At 70.7% G+C, this 17,721-nt stretch carries 21 protein-coding genes; 13 read left to right on the forward strand and 8 right to left on the reverse strand.

All coding sequences use genetic code 11. From position 1 onward, the window contains the following. Positions 1–92 precede the first annotated feature (92 nt). From AB0D99_RS22470 to AB0D99_RS22490, 5 genes are all read left to right on the forward strand, one after another. On the forward strand, positions 93–866 hold the full coding sequence (locus AB0D99_RS22470; protein ID WP_362364849.1) for an Asp/Glu racemase: 774 nt from the start codon (positions 93–95) through the stop codon (positions 864–866). Positions 867–926: 60 nt separating this feature from the next. Then, positions 927–1,754, forward strand: coding sequence for a PaaX family transcriptional regulator C-terminal domain-containing protein (locus AB0D99_RS22475; protein WP_362364852.1), 828 nt, complete (start codon positions 927–929; stop codon positions 1,752–1,754). Positions 1,755–1,897: 143 nt separating this feature from the next. After that, positions 1,898–2,515: a TOPRIM nucleotidyl transferase/hydrolase domain-containing protein gene (locus AB0D99_RS22480; RefSeq protein ID WP_362364855.1), complete on the forward strand. Its 618-nt coding sequence runs from the start codon at positions 1,898–1,900 to the stop codon at positions 2,513–2,515. A gap of 403 nt (positions 2,516–2,918) precedes the next feature. Further along, positions 2,919–3,395 carry a lamin tail domain-containing protein gene (locus AB0D99_RS22485; RefSeq protein WP_362364858.1) on the forward strand — a complete coding sequence of 159 codons (477 nt, stop codon included), beginning with the start codon at positions 2,919–2,921 and terminating at the stop codon, positions 3,393–3,395. Positions 3,396–3,927: 532 nt separating this feature from the next. Further along, positions 3,928–4,581 (forward strand): hypothetical protein, encoded by a 654-nt coding sequence (locus AB0D99_RS22490; protein ID WP_362364861.1) that lies wholly within the window; start codon positions 3,928–3,930, stop codon positions 4,579–4,581. A 27-nt stretch (positions 4,582–4,608) separates the two neighbouring features. Here the strand turns inward: AB0D99_RS22490 and AB0D99_RS22495 are convergent, their stop codons facing one another. After that, complete coding sequence (locus AB0D99_RS22495) at positions 4,609–5,754, reverse strand: DUF6596 domain-containing protein (protein ID WP_362364963.1); 1,146 nt, start codon at positions 5,752–5,754, stop codon at positions 4,609–4,611. 8 nt (positions 5,755–5,762) lie between these two features. Next, positions 5,763–6,170 carry a YciI family protein gene (locus tag AB0D99_RS22500; protein ID WP_362364864.1) on the reverse strand — a complete coding sequence of 136 codons (408 nt, stop codon included), beginning with the start codon at positions 6,168–6,170 and terminating at the stop codon, positions 5,763–5,765. A gap of 109 nt (positions 6,171–6,279) precedes the next feature. On the opposite strand from AB0D99_RS22500, the gene AB0D99_RS22505 reads away from it, so the two are divergent. After that, the gene (locus tag AB0D99_RS22505) at positions 6,280–6,438 is read left to right on the forward strand and encodes a hypothetical protein (protein WP_362364867.1); all 159 of its coding nucleotides are present in this window, start codon (positions 6,280–6,282) and stop codon (positions 6,436–6,438) included. Between the two features lie 128 nt (positions 6,439–6,566). Here the strand turns inward: AB0D99_RS22505 and AB0D99_RS22510 are convergent, their stop codons facing one another. Both AB0D99_RS22510 and AB0D99_RS22515 read right to left on the reverse strand, forming a co-directional pair. Continuing rightward, entirely contained in the window at positions 6,567–7,040 is a 474-nt protein-coding gene (locus AB0D99_RS22510; protein ID WP_362364870.1) for a hypothetical protein, read from the reverse strand. A gap of 295 nt (positions 7,041–7,335) precedes the next feature. Beyond that, positions 7,336–8,106 carry a helix-turn-helix domain-containing protein gene (locus AB0D99_RS22515; protein ID WP_362364873.1) on the reverse strand — a complete coding sequence of 257 codons (771 nt, stop codon included), beginning with the start codon at positions 8,104–8,106 and terminating at the stop codon, positions 7,336–7,338. 245 nt (positions 8,107–8,351) lie between these two features. Between AB0D99_RS22515 and AB0D99_RS22520 the strand changes: the two genes are divergently transcribed. The 3 genes from AB0D99_RS22520 (at position 8,352) to AB0D99_RS22530 (ending at position 10,886) form a co-directional block, all read left to right on the forward strand. After that, entirely contained in the window at positions 8,352–9,014 is a 663-nt protein-coding gene (locus AB0D99_RS22520) for a DUF4097 family beta strand repeat-containing protein (RefSeq protein WP_362364876.1), read from the forward strand. Positions 9,015–9,114: 100 nt separating this feature from the next. Further along, the gene (locus tag AB0D99_RS22525; protein WP_362364879.1) at positions 9,115–10,104 is read left to right on the forward strand and encodes an ATP-binding cassette domain-containing protein; all 990 of its coding nucleotides are present in this window, start codon (positions 9,115–9,117) and stop codon (positions 10,102–10,104) included. Continuing rightward, positions 10,101–10,886 (forward strand): ABC transporter permease, encoded by a 786-nt coding sequence (locus AB0D99_RS22530; RefSeq protein WP_362364882.1) that lies wholly within the window; start codon positions 10,101–10,103, stop codon positions 10,884–10,886. Before AB0D99_RS22525 ends, AB0D99_RS22530 begins: the two co-directional genes overlap by 4 nt. 406 nt (positions 10,887–11,292) lie before the next feature. On the opposite strand, the gene AB0D99_RS22535 is transcribed toward AB0D99_RS22530, so the two are convergent. Continuing rightward, complete coding sequence (locus tag AB0D99_RS22535) at positions 11,293–12,150, reverse strand: class I SAM-dependent methyltransferase (RefSeq protein WP_362364885.1); 858 nt, start codon at positions 12,148–12,150, stop codon at positions 11,293–11,295. Positions 12,151–12,291: 141 nt separating this feature from the next. On the opposite strand from AB0D99_RS22535, the gene AB0D99_RS22540 reads away from it, so the two are divergent. From AB0D99_RS22540 to AB0D99_RS22550, 3 genes are all read left to right on the forward strand, one after another. Continuing rightward, positions 12,292–12,924: a TetR/AcrR family transcriptional regulator gene (locus tag AB0D99_RS22540; RefSeq protein WP_362364888.1), complete on the forward strand. Its 633-nt coding sequence runs from the start codon at positions 12,292–12,294 to the stop codon at positions 12,922–12,924. Between the two features lie 345 nt (positions 12,925–13,269). Next, positions 13,270–14,028, forward strand: a complete 759-nt coding sequence (locus tag AB0D99_RS22545) for a GAF domain-containing protein (RefSeq protein ID WP_362364891.1) — start codon at positions 13,270–13,272, stop codon at positions 14,026–14,028. A gap of 105 nt (positions 14,029–14,133) precedes the next feature. Then, complete coding sequence (locus AB0D99_RS22550; RefSeq protein WP_362364895.1) at positions 14,134–14,526, forward strand: DUF2267 domain-containing protein; 393 nt, start codon at positions 14,134–14,136, stop codon at positions 14,524–14,526. 28 nt (positions 14,527–14,554) lie between these two features. Here the strand turns inward: AB0D99_RS22550 and AB0D99_RS22555 are convergent, their stop codons facing one another. Continuing rightward, a complete protein-coding gene (locus AB0D99_RS22555) occupies positions 14,555–14,977 on the reverse strand; it encodes a DUF6003 family protein (RefSeq protein WP_362364898.1) in 423 nt (140 codons plus the stop codon). A gap of 839 nt (positions 14,978–15,816) precedes the next feature. Next, positions 15,817–16,413 (reverse strand): TetR family transcriptional regulator, encoded by a 597-nt coding sequence (locus AB0D99_RS22560; protein ID WP_362364901.1) that lies wholly within the window; start codon positions 16,411–16,413, stop codon positions 15,817–15,819. Between the two features lie 74 nt (positions 16,414–16,487). Between AB0D99_RS22560 and AB0D99_RS22565 the strand changes: the two genes are divergently transcribed. Next, positions 16,488–17,018, forward strand: a complete 531-nt coding sequence (locus tag AB0D99_RS22565; protein WP_362364904.1) for a GNAT family N-acetyltransferase — start codon at positions 16,488–16,490, stop codon at positions 17,016–17,018. A gap of 259 nt (positions 17,019–17,277) precedes the next feature. Here the strand turns inward: AB0D99_RS22565 and AB0D99_RS22570 are convergent, their stop codons facing one another. Next, positions 17,278–17,646: a hypothetical protein gene (locus tag AB0D99_RS22570; RefSeq protein ID WP_362364907.1), complete on the reverse strand. Its 369-nt coding sequence runs from the start codon at positions 17,644–17,646 to the stop codon at positions 17,278–17,280. Positions 17,647–17,721: the final 75 nt, after the last annotated feature.

A 17,721-nucleotide genomic window follows, 5' to 3' on the forward strand; every position in this document is an offset into this window, starting at 1 on the left:
CCCAGCATGACCAGCCCCCAGCCACGACCAGCCCCTGCTGTCCCACCGCCACACCCCCGCAACCATCCCGAGCGAGAGCCGAGGAACACCCCATGCCGCCACCCCGCCACCCCCGGACCTACCGCATCGGCCAGATCGTGCCGAGCTCCAACGTCACCATGGAAACCGAGGTCCCCGCGATCCTGCGCGCCCGCGAGGCCGTCTCACCGGACGAACGGTTCACCTTCCACTCCAGCCGGATGCGCATGACCCACGTGACGCCCGAGCAGCTGAAGGCCATGGACGCCGACTCCGACCGCTGCGCCGTGGAGCTCTCCGACGCCCACGTCGACGTGCTCGGATACGCCTGCCTCGTCGCCATCATGAGCATGGGACCCGGCTACCACCGGGTCTCCGAGGAACGACTGCACCTGCGCACGGTCGAGAACGGCGCCCCCGCGCCCGTCGTCACCAGCGCCGGCGCACTCGTCCACGGACTGAACACCATCGGCGCCAAGAAGATCGCCCTGCTCGCGCCGTACATGCGCCCCCTCACCCGGACCGTCGTGGACTACCTCACCAGGGAGGGCATCACGGTCCTGGACCACAAGGCCCTGGAGATCCCCAACAACCTGGACGTCGCCGCCCACGACCCGGCCAGGCTGCCGGGACTGGCCCGCGCGCTGGACCACGCGGAGGCCGACGCGGTCGTCCTCTCCGCCTGTGTACAGATGCCCTCCCTCGGCGTCATCGAAGAGACCGAACAGCTCCTCGGCAAGCCGGTCGTGTCCGCGGCCGTGTGCACCGCACACCAGATGCTGCGAGCCCTGGACCTTCCGGCCGTGGCCCCCGGGGCGGGGCACCTGCTGTCGGGGGCGTACGCCTGACAGGACCGGGCCTGAAGGGGGCCCCGATATGATCGCGACCGCGTACAACGGAAGGCGATCATGTCGGACAGCCCCCTCAGGCCCAGCTCGTTGATCAACACGGTCTACGGGGCGTTCCTGCGGCGCCTCGGCGGCTGGATCTCCATCGCGGACCTGATCACGCTGATGGGGGAGCTGGACGTCGACGGCCCCGCGGTGCGCTCGGCGATCTCCCGGCTGAAGAAGCGCGGAGTCCTCGAACCCGAACGCCGAGGCGCCACCGGCTACCGTCTCAGCCCCTCCGTCCTGCCCGTCTTCGACGAGGGCGACCGACGGATCTTCGCCAGCCTGGAGCCCGCCGACCTCGCGGACGGCTGGGCCATGGCGGTGTTCTCCGTACCGGAGACGGAGCGGTCCCGGCGCTACCAGCTCCGCACCCGCCTGACCTGGCTCGGCTTCGGCAACATCGCCCCCGGAGTGTGGCTGGCGCCGGGACGGCTGTTGGAGGACGCCCGGAGCATGCTCGTACGCCTCGAACTCAGCGACTACGTCCACCTGTTCGCCGCCGAGTACGCGGCCTTCAGCGATCTGCCGGGCACGGTCAGCGCGTGGTGGGACTTCCCCGCGATCCAGAAGCAGTACGCGGAGTTCACCGACACCTACGCGCCGGTCGCCGGCGACCTCGCGACGGCCGGGACGGCACCCGACCCCGCCGAAGCCTTCCGCCACTACGTCCCGCTGCTCACCCAGTGGCGACGGCTCCCCTACCTCGACCCCGGTCTGCCCACCGAACTGCTCCCCGCGGACTGGAACGCGGTGGCGGCCCGTCAGCTCTTCCAGCAGCTGCACGGAGTCCTCCTCGCCCCGAGCCTTCGCCACGTGGGCGACGTGACGGGACTGCGGGCCTGAGCCCTCCCTGGTGTGCGCGCGAGGCGCCGCCCACGGACCGGGGATCCTGAGCGGACCGACCAGCGCATACGCCGGTCGCATCGCGCCGTCGACCGGAGAAATATTCGATTCCGCGCGGGTCGGGCAGAGGGCAGACTCGCCCCATGGTGGACATGTGGGCGTTCCGGGACGCGGTCGGTCGATGGGCGGCGGGGGGACCGGGCGAACCGGCGAGTGATCTGGCGAGGCAGCTGGGGCTGCGGACCGCGGTGCTCCTCGAAGGGCTGAGCGACCTCGCGGCCGTCGAGGTGCTGGCGGTGCGGCGTGGCCGGGACCTCGCCGCCGAGGGCGTGTGCGTCGTGTCGATGGGCGGAGCCATGAACGTCGGCCGCTACGCCGGCCTTCTCGGGCCGCCAGGTCTCGGCCTGCGCCTGACGGGGCTGTGCGACGAGCGCGAACAGGGCTACTACGACCGCGGCCTGGAACGCGCCGGCGCACCCCGCGACGGCATCTTCGTGTGCGCGGCGGACCTGGAGGACGAGCTGATCCGCGCGCTGGGCACGGAGAGGGTCGAGGAGATCATCCGGGCCGAGGGCGACCTGCGCCCCTGGCAGACGTTCCTGAGCCAGCCGGCCCAGCAGGGGCGGCCCCGACACCTCCAGTTGCGGCGCTTCCTCGGCACGAAGAAGGGCCGCAAGATCCGCTACGGCAGCCTCCTGGTGGAAGCACTCGACACGGGACGGGTGCCGGCCCCGCTCGACGCGCTCCTCGCCGGCCTCTGACCACTCGGCCGTCCGCTGCCCTTCGTATGCGTGTGCGGGGTCGTCGCGCGTGTGCGAAGAACACCGCAGAACGGCTGTTACGAGAGGCTGTCCGCCGGTCGGGGGAGTGCGCGGGGCGGATGCGCCGCAGGTGCGCCCGTGCCGGCAAGGGCTTGCCGCCGATCATCGAACGGGTGGGTGCAGCGGGCAGCGAACGCCGGGCCGCATCTGGGGCATGTGCGTGTTCTGTGAAGCCGATAGTTACGGAAATGTCCGCATCCGGTAACTGCCTCCGGTCGGCCTGTCGACGCGTCCGGCAAGGCCGCAGAGTGTGGGTCCTCGGCCCATGCCGGACCGAGGCACCCAACCGCTTCCACCCGCGTGAATCGCCGGTGGGGGCACTGTTCTTGAGGGGACATCACCCATGTCTGCTTCTTCGACCGCCCGCCGCATCGCGGCGACCGCGCTGGCCGCCGGCGCCATCGTCTCCGCCACCGCCCTGCCGGCCGTCGCCGCCCACGACGACGACCGCGACCGCCGGCAGTCGCGGGTCGAGATCAGCCGCGTCCAGGCCGACAGCCCCGGACGCGAGACCCGGTCCAACCGGTCGCTGAACGCCGAATGGGTCGAGATCACGAACAACTCCCGCCGCTCCGTGAACCTGGACGGCTGGACCCTGCGCGACGACGACGGGAACCGCTACCGCTTCCGCGACGTCCGCCTCGCCGGCCGGGCCACCATCCGCATCCACACCGGAGAGGGCCGCGACACCCGCACCGACCTCTACCAGGACCGTCGTGACTACGTGTGGGACAACCACTCCGACAAGGCCATCCTGCGCGACGACCGCGGACGCACCGTCGACACCGAGTCCTGGGGCCGGCACCACCACCGCCGCTGACCCCACCGAAGAGTCGCCCGCCGGATGACGGCGGGCGGCCCCGGCCGGGAATCCCCGAACGGCGCGCGCCGGGCGCGCCGTGACCGCCCGGCGCACGCACTCCTCCGTTCACGACCCGGCGACGCATCAGACCAGAGAGAACAGCGCCCCTCCCACCAGGCGAGGGGCGCTGTTCTCGTTGCACACGGACGACCGGCGCAGTCGCCAGGCATCGGCCCGGCTCGAGGGCCAGGCTCTGTGCGGCGCGTGGTGCGGTGACCGGCCTTGCAGGTGCCGTCCTTGATGATCGCGTCCAGTGCTTCCTCCAGCGCCTCACGCGGCTGGGTGTGTTCCCTGTCGGAGACGCACAGCGGTCCGCACGCGATCGCGGACCGGGCACTCCGCCGGCGGAAATTCCGGTGCGTACGTCTCCCACCTGGGCCTACCTTCGAGCGGTGAGCCAAGAACCGACCGATCCACCCGCCGGGGAAGGCCGTCCCTCCGCCGGCTGCCGGACAGGCGACTCCCGCCGTCGCATCGCAGCGGTGCGTCGATGAACGTGCCCGTCGTCGTCCACCACGCCCACCTCGGAGCCGATGAGTTCAGGGTGATCCGGCCCGCCCGGCCCCTGACCCGCGCGGTCCTCGTCGACCACGACCGCTACCTGCACGCCTACCTCGACGTGGACGCCGCGCGCACGATCGCCGCGCTGTGGACGCTGGCCGCGCGATCGCCGCGCACGCTGATCCACCTCCTCCTGCGAACCAATCGCCCACCGGCCGTCGACACCCCGCACGACACCGGCCTCCGACTCGACCTCGTACTCCTGCATCATTCGCTCCAGTTCGCGCCCTCCCGATGGAAGCGGCTTCGAGGCCGCCTGGGTCCTGGCCGCCCCCACACGATGAGCCTGCCCGGGACGGTGCGGGCCGACGGCGCGGCGATCGACTACGAGGCGCGCCATCACCGCGAGAACCGTGACCTCTTCCACCAGCACCTTCATGCCGAGACCCTCTTCATGACCGGCAGCGCGAAGGTGTTCAGGGAGACCGCGAGACACTTCCTCGACGTCGCCCTCAAGGGGCCGGGGTACACCCCCGCGCACCGCGGCCACCAGCACTTCTGCACCGCGCTTCACTCCAACGACGGCACCCTCGGCGACGCCCGTGAGATCCACATCGAGTACTGCGACCGGTGGAGCCCGTGACGGCGGGAGCCGTGTCATGGCGAGGTGTCAGCCGAGACCGCCGGAGTTGAGCCGGGCGGCCTGCCGGGTCAGGTAGTCGCGTTCGGCGAGGTTCGTCGCCTGACGGGCGGCCTCCGCGTAGAGCCGCGCGGCCGTCGCCGGGTCGCCGTCGCGCTCGTGGAGGTACGCCGACGCCGCGGCGTAGCGGGGCAGTGAGTCGCTCAGCTCCGCGAGCGCGGCGAGCCCGGCACGCGGTCCGTCGGCCTCGCCGACCGCCACCGCGCGATTGAGCCGGACCACGGGGCTGTCCGTCAGACGCGCCAACTCGTCGTACCACTCGACGATCTGCACCCAGTCCGTCTCGTCGGCGGAGGGCGCGTCGGCGTGGAGCGCAGCGATCGCCGCCTGAGCCTGGAACTCGCCGAGCCGGTCGCGGGCCAGGGCCGCCTGCAGGATGACGACGCCCTCGGCGATCGCCGAGGTGTCCCACCGTCCGCGGTCCTGCTCGGCGAGCGGTACCAGAGCGCCGTCGGTCGCGGTCCGGCTCGCGCGCCGGGCGTGGTGGAGCAGCATCAGGGCGAGCAGCCCCGCCACTTCCGGGTGGTCGATCGTGGCCGCCAGCTGTCGGGTGAGCCGGATGGCCTCGGCCGCGAGGTCGACGTCGCCGGAGTAGCCCTCGTTGAAGACCAGGTAGAGGACGCGCAGCACGGTGGCGACGTCGCCGGGCTGATCGAACCGCACACCGGAGACGGTGCGCTTGGCGCGGCTGATGCGCTGCGCCATCGTCGCCTCGGGCACGAGGTAGGCCCGGGCGATCTGCCGGGTGGTGAGCCCGCCGACGGCGCGCAGCGTGAGGGCGACCGCGGACGACGGGGTCAGCGACGGGTGGGCGCACAGGAAGTAGAGCTGGAGCGTGTCGTCCACGGAAGCCGCGGTTCCGGGCGCGGGTTCCTCGTCGACGAGGTCCTCACGCCGACGTCGTGCGGCCTCCGACCGGGTCGCGTCGAGGAACTTGCGCCAGGCCGCGGTGACCAGCCAGGCCCGCGGGTCGCGCGGCGGGTCGGCGGGCCACACGCGGACCGCCTCGACCAGCGCGTCCTGGACGGCGTCCTCGGCCGCCGCGAAGTCGGCTCCGCGGCGGACGAGGATTCCGATCACGCTCGGAGTGAGGCTCCGGAGCAGTTCCTCCTCCATCGGAGAGGTCACTCCGTGATGGTGGAATGCGCGGCCAGGAACGGGCGCAGTTCGAGCCACTCGTGGATCGGCCTCCCGCCCGCACCGGGAGCCGCGGACAGTTCGCCGGCGAGTTCCAGCGCCCGCTCGTAGCTGTCGACGTCGATCACCATCCAACCGGCGATGAGGTCCTTCGTCTCCGCGAACGGACCGTCGGTGACCGGTGGCCGCCCCTCACCGTCGTACCGGACGAACGTGCCCTCAGGGGAGAGCCCCTGACTGTCGACGAACTCGCCGGTCCCTTCGAGCCGAGCCGCGAAGTCCCGCATGTACTGCACGTGCGCGGAGATCTCCTCCGGCGTCCACTTGTCCATGGGCACGTCGTTGACCGATGCCGGAGCTCCTCGGTAGTGCTTGAGCAGCAAGTACTTGGCCATCTCTGACTCTCCTCGATGCGGTGCGACCACCCACGTGGCCGCGTTCACCCCAGGGACGGAGCCGGACACCGGTTCTCGACATCGCCGTCCGAGAGCAGCGACCACACACGTGAATCGAGCGAAGACTCTGCGCAAGCACACCTTACGTACGGCGCCTGCCTGCGACGTCGTACGCGCGCGGACGGCGGGGGAGGAGGAACGACTGACCGTCTTCGCCGTGCTCGTCCTGGCGTCGGCGCCGCTCATCCGACGCCACCTCACGGACTGAGAGGAGAACTGAGCGCTTGTGATTCGTCGGCGAGACCGGGTCGTCAAAGGCCCCCGCCGCTCCGGCGGGGGCCTGCTGTGACTCCGGCTGCGCCCGGCCCCTCACGGCCGGGCCCGACGGGGGATGCATCAGTCGATCCGGACGCACACCGGTACGGGCAGTCTGGGCGACCAGGTCTGCGTCGTGCGGTCGAAGGCACGGGCGTACCCGTTGTTGCCCGAGCCTCCGCACGGGGAGGCGACCGACGTCTCCACGTAGATGGCCCCTCCGGGAGTGATGGAGTGCGGCTGGGCCGTCACCCACCTGCTGAACATCACCTTGCCGTTGTTGAGCTTGACGACGAGGTAGACCCGGCCGCCGACGGTGAAGTGCCCGCCGCCGATCGTCAGGTGGTTGTTGAACGTGTAGTGGAACAGGAACGGCGTGGGAGCCTTCTTGAGCGCTTCGGCCGTGAGCGGGGCCCCGGCGGGGACCCCGTCGCGGACGGTCGCGGGTGCGGACGTGGCGACGGGGGCGCTGAGCGCCACGACGGCGACCGCGGACGCGGCGACCGCTGTCGTACGCCGCATCCGGTGCGGGGTGGAGCGTGCGAGGATGCGCATGATTGCTCCTCGTGGCATGAGTGGGGGAGTCGGCGATACGCCGACAGGCCGTATGGGTGTCACGCGAGGAGGCCCGCACCGGCGCTCCGCGCCTGTCGGCGACGTCCTCGCGGACTCAGGTCTCCGGGAATGGCCGCGGGGTGCAATCACAGCCCGGCGCTTGGCCCGCCCAACCGGCTGAGTCCCCTGTTTCTCGACCGTCCATGAGTCTAGGCCAGCCCTCAATACCGCCGCAAACGGGGAAGAAAGGGCGCCGTGCGCCGCTCGGACCGTGCTGCGCGGCCTCGTCGGCAGCTCAGTCCTCGGTCTGTGCCCGCGCGTGGTCCGGTTGGTCGGCGACCCCGATGACGGGTCCGGGTGTGGTGTAGAGGACCTCGCGGGCCTGTTCGGCGGCGCGGGCGAGGGATTCGCCGACGAAGTCGAGGAAGCGGGCGACGTTTTCGAGGCGCGTGGCGGCCGGGGTTCCGGGGCCGAGGACGGTGACGCCCTGGCGTGAGATGTCGACCTGCCGGGTGAGGGCCTGGACGCTGGCGACCATGGATTGGTACCAGAGGCTTTCGTCGATGATGTAGCGCTCGCGACGCTTCTCGTCGCGTTCCCTGCGGACGAGTGCCTGGCTTTCCAGGAAGGCGATCGCCTTGGATATGGACGCGGGGCTGACCTGGAGGCGTTGGACGAGCTCCGAGGCGGTCAGGCTGCCGGAGTCGGTGGTGAGGAGGCAGACCATCACCCGGGCCATCATCTTGTTGGACAGGCCGGATTGCATCATGACGGTGGTGAACTGTTCCTCGTACTCGGCGACGGCCTCGGGATCGCGTCCGTGCGGCAGGGCGGCCGGCTGTGCCGCCTGGGGTGCGGTGGTTCTGCGCCGGTGGGTGCGTCGTTCGGTGGCGCGGTGGGCGAGGTCGGCGCGGTAGTTGGTGGGCCCGCCGTTGCGCATCACCTCGCGCGTGATGGTCGAGGTCGGGCGTTCGAGGCGTCGCGCGATCTCGGCGTAGGGGAGGCTGTCGGCCAGTCCCAGTGCGATCTGCTGACGGTCCCTATGGGTGAGCCGGCCTCCGGGCATCGTGCCCTCCTCTGCTGTCGTCTGATGCCCCATCATAGCGTTCGCGCTCAGGTCATTGCAACATTCCAGCGAGAGATAGTTGCATTACGTTCAGAGTCATCGCAACGAAATTGCGGCAACGACCTGGGAATACATCAATAGCGCGCAACGAATCTGTTGCCAGACTAGTGAACGCAACGTAGCTTTTCCTTCATCGGAAACAGCGGTCGGGCGGAAGGCCCGCCGCGACCAGAAGGAGAAGCGTCATGAACCGGTTCGACACCCCCGCCCCCGTCACCACCGTCCTGAACATCCCCGCCGGACGCGTGAACATCGTCGCCGCGGACCGCACCGACACCACCGTCCACGTCCGGCCCGCCGATCCGTCGAAGGGCCGCGACGTGAAGGCGGCGGAGCAGACCCTCGTCACCTACGCCGACGGAGCCGTGCGGATCGAGGTCCCGGCCAAGAACCAGTACGTCGGCCCCTCGGGGGCGATCGAGGTGACCGTCGAGCTGCCCGCCGGATCCCACATCGAGGCGAACACCGCCGGCGCCGAACTGAGTTGCGCCGGACGGCTCGGCGACGTCGCCTTCGAGGGCGCGTACCGGAACATCCGTATCGACGAGGCCGCCGGCGTCAGCCTCACCGCGGTCGACGGCGACGTCGAGATCGGCCGACTGGGCGGACCCGCGCGGATCAGCACTCCGCGAGGTGACATCAGGATCGCCGAGGCCGTGCGCGGCACGGTGGAACTGCGCACCCAGCGCGGTGACATCGTGGTGGGCGCCGCCGCCGGAGTCTCCGCCTGCCTGGACGCCGGCACCTCCCACGGCCGTGTCGGCAACGGACTCAAGAACACCGGCACCCCCGAGCTCGACATCCGCGCCACCACGTCCCAGGGCGACATCGTCGCCCGCAGCCTGTGACTCGGAGCCCCTCACACGTGGCGTCCCACCCCGCGGCGCGCGTTCCGCGACCGCTCATCCCCGGCCACGTGTCCCCACGTTTCGACAAGGAGTACTTCTCATGAGCGGTTTGGCCATCGCGGCGAACGGACTGCGCAAGTCCTACGGCGACAAGGTCGTGCTCGACGGCATCGACCTGGCCGTCGACGAGGGAACGGTGTTCTCCCTTCTCGGTCCGAACGGAGCGGGCAAGACCACCGCCGTCAAGATCCTCTCCACCCTCATCACTCCGGATGCCGGCGACATCCGGGTCGGCGGCCACGACCTGTCCGCCGACCCACAGGCGGTGCGGTCCGCGATCGGTGTCACGGGCCAGTTCTCCGCCGTCGACGGGCTGATCACGGGGGAGGAGAACATGCTCCTGATGGCGGACCTGCACTGCCTGCCCAAGCGCGAAGGACGGCGGGTCACGGCCGAGTTGCTGGAGCGCTTCGACCTGACCGAGGCTGCCTCCAGGCCCGCCGCCGGCTACTCCGGCGGCATGAAGCGCCGCCTGGACATCGCGATGACGCTGGTCGGCGACCCGCGGATCATCTTCCTCGACGAGCCGACCACCGGCCTCGACCCGCGCAGCCGGCACACCATGTGGCAGATCATCCGCGAGCTCGTCACCGGCGGAGTGACCGTCTTCCTCACCACCCAGTACCTGGAGGAGGCCGACGAACTCGCCGACCGGATCGCCGTGCTGAACAACGGCGGGATCGCGGCCGAGGGCACCGCCGAGGAACTCAAGCGGCTCATCCCCGGCGGACACGTCCGGCTCCGCTTCACCGACCCCGCCGCCTACCAGGCGGCCGCCTCCGGCCTGCGCGGCACCACCCACGACGGCGAGACGCTGACCCTGCAGATCCCCAGCGACGGCAGCCAGCGCGACCTGCGCTCCGTCCTCGACCGCCTCCAGGAGGCGGGCGTCGAGGCCGACGAGCTGACCGTGCACACCCCCGACCTCGACGACGTGTTCTTCGCCCTCACCTCAAGCAACGGTCCCGACCGGCCGGGCCCGTCCAGCGTCCCCCACCAGCCCGACCCGACCAAGGAGAACGTCCGATGAGCTCCCTCTCCCTCGCCGTGCGCAACTCCTCGACGATGCTGCGCCGCAATCTCCTGCACGCCCGCCGCTACCCGTCCCTGACGCTCAACCTGCTCCTCACCCCGGTCATGCTGCTGCTCCTCTTCGTCTACATCTTCGGCGACGTGATGAGCGCGGGCATCGGCGGCGCCGACCGCTCCGCGTACATCGCCTACGTGGTGCCGGGCATCCTGCTGATGACCATCGGGTCGACCGTCATCGGGGCCGCGGTCTCCGTCGCCACCGACATGTCCGAGGGCATCATCGCCCGCTTCCGTACGATGGCGATCCATCGCGGCTCGGTGCTCATCGGGCATGTGGTCGGCAGCGTGATGCAGTCGGTGGCGAGCGTCGTCCTCGTCGGTGCCGTCGCGGTGGCGATCGGGTTCCGCTCCACCGACGCGACCGTGCTCGAATGGCTGGCCGCCTTCGGTCTCCTCGTGCTCTTCGCCCTGGCACTCACCTGGATCGCGGTGGGGATGGGCATGGCCAGCCCGAACGCGGAAGCGGCCAGCAACAGTGCGATGCCGCTGATCCTGCTGCCGCTGATCTCCAGCGCGTTCACTCCCGTCGACGCGATGCCGGGCTGGTTCCAGCCCATCGCCGAGTACCAGCCGTTCACCCCGGCCATCGAGACGCTGCGAGGCCTGCTCCTGGGCACCGAGATCGGCCCCAACGGCTGGCTCACCGTCGCCTGGTCCATCGCCCTGGCCGCCCTCGGCTACCGCTGGTCGACCGCCTCGTTCAAGCGGGACCCGCAGTAACCGGCATGACCACGCGGCCCGATCCGCAACGTCCCCGCTCCCAGGGCGGCGCACCCGACACGAGGTCGGCGTACGCCGCCCTCCGGCGTTCCGGCCCTGCCCATCCCTCCGCTCCGGCCTCCGTCCTCGCGGGACTTGCCACGCTCGGGCGCGTCACAGTGGACGTTCCGACCGATGAGTGGCCGAGGCGCGGGGCACGAACTCAACGGAGCCCGCGAAGCCCACGTCCCCATGGAGGTCGTGGAGTCGGCCCGAACGCCCTGTGGGGGAGCGGTGGCAGCATGACGGCCATCGCACCTCAGGCCGACGACCGGCCGTCATCCCGCTCCGACAGGCATCCGGCGCCGTGGCGACGATTTGCGGCACGGCGCCGTACTCCGCCGACCGCATACCTTCCGGTGAACGGTCAGCGCTGCTCTACGGAGCCGCCAGGGGATTCGGCCGTGACGATCCACACCGACCCCGGAATCCGTACGCCGGCCGGTGTGGCGAACTCGGCGAGCGCGTCCACGAGTCGCTCGCGCAGCGAAGCCTTCGTGCCCGGGTCGGTGTTCCGAAGGTTGTACCGGGTCGGGCCCATGGAAAGGATGAACCCTGCGGCGTCCTCCGGGTCCGCTCCGAACCCCATGTCCCCATGCACCGCGGTCGTCTCGACCCGGTCGTATCCGGCCCGGTCCAGGACCTCGGTGATCCTGGACGGATCGATCAGCGACCCCATGCCGCGGGCCGCCGGGGACGCCTCTCGCAGGTGAGGCGTGAGCGCCGAGGTGGCACGGGCGTACGCGCCGTCCGGCCCACCGGGGTGCGGGCCGAGGAACGCCAGGCGTCCGCCGGGGACCAGCGATGCGCGCAGGTGCGCGAACGCGGCCACCGGATCGGCGAAGAACATCACGCCGCCGCGGCTCATGACGGTGTCGAAGCCCGCGACGGGAAGGGGATGTACCTGGGCATCGCCTTGCACGAACGCGACGTTGTCGATCCCTTCGGCAGCGGCCGTGCTCCGTGCGCGCTCCAGCATGGGGCCGGACAGATCGATGCCCAGCGCGTGGCCGCGACGGGCTCGGCGGGCGGCCATGCGCGTGGTCAGTCCGGCGCCGCAGCCGACATCCAGCACCTCATGGCGCTCGCCGATGTCCGCGGCTTCGAAGAGAGGTGCGTTGAAGCCCTCCAGCATCGCGTCGTAGCGCTCGGGGTGGTCCGCCCAGTGCTGACCCTCCCAGCCGTTCCACGCCTCGGCCTGCTGCTGGTTGACGATTGCGGACATGGTGTCCCCTCATCCTGGGTCTCGTGGCCGTTCGCCGGTCCTGGCGCTGGTCTGCTTGCCGTGCTCCGTGTCGCTCGTGGATCGGCGAACCTTTCACTAGAGTTGGACTCTAGTGTTGAACTCTAGGGATAGGCTCCAGTCATGAGCGATGTCAAGGGATCCCGCAAGAACCGGGCGGCCGAGACCCGCCGCCGGATCATCGTGGCCGCGACCGAGCTGTTCCTCGCCTCGGGTTACGGCGCCACGACGCTCCAGCAGGTCGCGGACAAGGCGGGCGTCGCGGTGCAGACCATCTACTTCGTCTTCGGGAACAAGCCGACACTGCTGAAAGAACTGGTCGACACGGCGATCGCCGGCGACGACCAGCCGGTCGCGACCATGGACCGTCGCTGGTTCGCCGAGGTCGTCGAGGCCCCCGACGCCGCCACCGCGCTCACGGCTCTGGTGTCCGGTAGCCGCGCCGTTCTCGAAAGGGTCGCGGGCATCAGCGACATGGTCCGCAGTGCGTCCGCGACCCACCCCGAACTGCGAGACCTGTGGCCCGAGGGCGACGACCCGCGCCACACGGTCCACACCGCTGCGGCGGAAGCGCTCATCCCCAAGGCCGGCGCCAAGTCGGGCCTGGCGTCCGACCGGACGGCGGACATCCTCTACGCCCTGCTCAGCCCGGAGCTCTACCTCGTCCTCACCCGCGACCGCGGCTGGACCCCGACCGCTTGGGAGCAATGGGCAGCCGCCACCCTCGCGGCACAGCTCCTCGCCCCCGCCATGTAGACGCCACCGACGACGACCGCCCGTTGGTGACGTCATCGACGGCCACCGCCCATCGGTGACGCCTCCGACGACCACCGCCCATCGGAACGTCACCCACGACAACCGCCCACCGGTAGCGCCGCCGGGAAGCGCCCGCCCCCCCCTGGCCTCCGCGCCCGCAGCGGTGATGGGCGCCCGCACGCCACAGCCACCCCGTCGGCCCCACCGAGGCGTGCTACCTGCGCGAATTCCGAGGGCGCGGAGGAACACCCCGTGTGTCGGCGGCCCCTGTCGATGTATCCACCATGAATGAGACGGCCGATCCGTGGTAGGCGAGTCTTCTGCCCTCCTGAAAGGGATGAGGACATGCTGGACGCATCACTGTCGATCGTGCCGGACATCTCCGTCGCGGCGGCCGTCGGGCGCCGCGCGCTGCCCAACCGGCTCTGCGCCGCCTTCACCCGGTCGCTGGGCGCGCAGCGGGCGACGCTCTCGCTGCTGCCGCGCGTGGAGCACTGGCAGCTCCTTCACGCCACCGACGAGCCCGCGCTCCGGGCGGAGGCCGCCCAGTTCGCCCGAGCCGAGGGGCCCTCGGTCAGTGCCGCCCTGGAGATGCGGCCGGTCTACGTCTCCGACCTGCTCGACCCTTCGGACGATTCGAGGCCGGACCTGTCCGAGGAGTTCCCCGGCACGCGGCACGTACTGGCTCTCCCCCTGCACACCGCGCACTCGCCGATCGGCGTGATCTGCCTCTACTTCACCGAGCCGACTCCGGTGACCGACGCGCACATCGCCCAGGCGCACCGTGCGGCAGGGCTCGCTCTGGAGGCATTGCTGCGCTGGCGGCCCGTGCACGCGGGCGCCGGCAGCCGGCGCCCGGTCTGGGCCACGGACACGCGCGCGGCGCGTTGGGAGCGCATCCATCAGGCCGCCGGCTACATCGCCGTCCAGGAGGGCTGCGCAGCCTCCGAAGGGCTGGCCCGGCTCCAGGACGTGAGCGCCCGGGACGGCCGGTCGCTCCTCGACGTCGCCGACGGCGTACTGCAGCCCTCGCACGCCGTCCTCGAACAGCCCGGTCCGGGGGCGCCGACGGGCGAAACCCGTCCGACAATGTCCGAATTGTAGGTCAATGCGAGATTGCTGGTTCTGATGCGGGGTAGCCGTCCGGTCACGCGCTGCCCCGCCGTACCCGGCGGGCGGGTACGCGGATGACTGACGAGAGGAGCGGCCGTGAACGAGTCCGTGGAGGACCTGCTCGACCACGTACAGGAGCGCGGAGGCTACGGCGAACGCCAGCAGGCGGCCGGAGCGGTACGGAGCGTACTCGAGGTCCTGGGAGCACATCTGGTCGGCGACGACCGCACCGACCTCGCCGCTCTCCTGCCCCGGCAGTGCGGCCCGCTCCTGATCGACACGGCGCCCGCCAGCGACCCTCTCACGCCGTCGGGCTTCGTCGAGGTCGTGGCCGCCCGCGACGGCATCAGCCTCGCGGACGCCCGGCGCGCGGTGACGGCCGTGCTCGCGACCGTCGCCGACGTGGCCGACGACGCGCTGCTGCGACGGATCCTCACCCAACTGCCCCCGGGGCACGCCGGCCTGTTCGGCCGCACGGACCCCGTCTAGGGCCCGCGCGGCGTCCGCCGGGAGCCCGTCACAGCACCAGGCGACCGATCTCCTGCGGGTCGAGGCCGGTCAGCCGGGCGATGCGCGGCGCGGGGATGCCCGCGGTCAGCGCCCGGTGGACGAGTCCCTCCCAGTCCTGCGTCGTCTCCCGGAACTGCAGGAGTTCGGTCTCCATGTCGGTGATCGACTGGGGCGCGCACGCCTGCGCCACGCGCAACGCCTCGTCCTCGCTCAGAGGAATCGGCAGCCGCTCCGCGCCCTCGGGGATGAACGCCTCCGCCTCGAAGGGGAGGATCCTGACCTCCTCCGAGGACGCCGAGACGCCGTGGGCCTGCAACCAGCCGTGCACCGCGGGGGTTTCGGAGCACTCCAGATCGCCGACCGCGGCCAGCGCCGTTCCCAGTCGTGGATGCCGTTCGGGCAGGAGGAACAGGTACGCGTCATCGGCCATCGCGTGAAATCGCCTTCTCTTGAACAGGGGCGGGGCCCTGATGCTAACGCCCTCCTCCTCGCACGGGGACCACCCCCGTCATACCTCGCGCCACCACGCGATCGCCCGGTGAGGAGGCCGGGGCCGTCAGCAAGAGCGGGACCAGTGCCGGCGACCACGGGCCCGGCGGGTGAAGGTGGCGACGCAGGCATACGGGGGTGGCGTCACACGGGCTTCTGCCTGCCGTTCGGGGGCGGGCCTTTGTGCGAACGGGCCAGGGAATGGCTGGTTGTCGTCGGTACGCCCGGGTGCGGTCCGCGTTGGACACTGCGTGACTGAGAACGACACGTATCCGCGTGGCCTGGTGAAGATCGAGATCACGGACGATGACAGGGCAGCGGCGAAGACGGCGGCCGATCGCATCGTTGGGCTGTGGCTTGCGGCACCGTCCGAACCCGGCCCGCTCCTGGTCGGCGGTTCCGCGCGGCCAGCCGTGTCGGCATCCACCACAACCTCGGCGAACGGGACCTCGCTGACATCGACTTGCCTCGCGGGCAGGAGTGAGAGCCCTTGAGGCAGGGGAGTGCCGTCCCTCCGTCCGGCCATCCGTCCCGAAGCATTGAGAGGGCCAGGCCGTCTGCAGCGGGCGGCCATTGCCGGAGTACCGAACGGCCGGACCAGTAGGGCCGGTCGGGCAGGCTCGGGTTCACCGAGTACCCACGTGCTCCACGGCGTGGGGCCACCCAAGGCCAGTTGCGGGCAGGCTCCGTTGCCAGGGACCCCAACGGCGTTTCCGACAGCGTGCCCCGGGCGCGCTGGAGCTCAACGAGGCAGCGGTCGGTGTCGCATCAGCCAGGCCGTCAGCCGCCGCTTGCGTCGCCGTCGTGCAGTAGCGCGAGCTGGTACGTGATGGCCTTGGTGAGCCGCTCCTCGTCGTTCGTCGCGAGAAGGTCGAGCAGGGCTCCCCGAAGCACGGCCAGGGCCAGGGTGCGGCGGATGGCGCCTTCCTCGCTGTCGCGTTCGGACGGCGGCTGGCAGTCGGCCAGAACGCCGAGCCAGTCCTCCACCGTCGCACGGGCGAATCCGGCCCAGACTCCATGGGGCTGGGTGAAGGAGCGCGTGCAGGCCTCGGCCCACAGACGCAACAGCGGCCGGTGTTCCTTCGCGGCGAGCCACGTCCAGATCTGCTCGACTGCCGGAACGAGTCCGTCAGGGCGACCGGGCTGCTTGGCCCCGTCCAGGAGCGCCAGCTCGTCGGCGCGGGCGCGCGCCAGCAGCGCCTGCAGTAGGCCGTCCTTGCTTTCGAAGAGGAAGAGCAGGACCCGAGGGCTTGAGCCCACGGCCTCGGCCAGCGGGCGCAGCGACAGGTCGGCCAGGCCGTGGGTGAGTGCGTACTGGTACGCCGCTTCCAGCAGCTCGTTCTGCCGGGCGGAGGGAGTTGGAACTTCCGGGGGCATGGAGCTAGCCTAACTGAAACGACTGTTTCAGTGAAGGTCGGACAGAACGATCACGGGGGTCGGGAGAGCAGCTCATGTCGCAGCAAGACCAGAGGCAAGCACGCATTCGGCGCGCGGACCGGCCCGGGGACCTGGGGTGGGTGGTGATGGCCCACGGCGAGTCGTACGACGAGCAGTTCGGCTGGAACACCGACTTCGAGGCGTTGGTCGCCAAGATCGTCGCCGACTACGGAGCCCAACACGACCCGGCCCGCGAGGCGGGCTGGATCGCCGAGGTCGACGGCCGGCGCGTGGGCTGCGTCTTTCTCGTCGCGGGCGATCAGCCGGAGCTGGCCAAGCTGCGGATCCTGCTCGTCACTCCGGAGGGCAGGGGTCTGCGCCTCGGGACGCGCCTGGTCCAGGAGTGCCTCGATTTCGCTCGCGAGGCGGGCTATGAGCGAGTGACGCTGTGGACCAACGACGTACTGACTGCGGCGCGAAGGATCTACCAGAGTTTCGGGTTCACGCTCGCCGACGAGGAACGCCACCACAGCTACGGTCACGATCTCGTCGGCCAGAACTGGGTTCTCGACCTGCGCGCAGACGCGGCGGACAGCGGCAGGTGACCAACGGTGGCGATGCCCGCTGACATCACGCCTTCCATCGTCAGCACGGACCCACCGCGCAGGTGATCATCGCCGCCCCATGCATCGGCCGTGGAGCGGCGGAAGGGGCCTGCCGCCATCCGAACGACTCCAGGCGGGTCCCCTGACACCTCGTGGCCACGGTGGACGTGACGCGGGTCGGCCAAAGGCTCCGACGGTCTCGGACGTCTCCGTCGAGTCGGTCGTCCGGCAGGCGCCCCGTGTCCTCAGGTGGGACCTGTCACTGCTTCTCATCCAGACGGATGGCACGCCGCAACTCGTCGGCCGCTTCGTGGCTCGTGCCCTCGCGCTGCTCCAGGAGTGCCGCGGCGATCGCGTCCAGCTTGCGCTGCACGGCGTGGGTGTCACGCCGTTCGGTGTTCTTCAGCAGAGCGAGCAGCAGGAGGTTGACCGACGCCAGGACATCTCCGGCGAAGATCAGCCAGGACAGCGGCGGGTGCGCGAAGTGCAGGGCGACCGTGCCGAGGACCAGGAGCACGCACAGAGCGTAGAAGAGCGGGGAGCTGGTGAGGTTCGACGCCCGGTCCGAGAACGCGGCGAACCGGTCGCGTCCCGCACCGCCCCGCTCGGCGGGATGATCAGTGGCCATGCTCGCCATGTTCCCTGGAAATGCCCCGTCACTCAGGGACCGCAGGCGTGGCGGGCGCGCCTCGGCCCTTCCGCC

The organism is Streptomyces sp. NPDC047971 (assembly GCF_040653355.1).
In the GTDB taxonomy this organism is placed as follows: domain Bacteria; phylum Actinomycetota; class Actinomycetes; order Streptomycetales; family Streptomycetaceae; genus Streptomyces.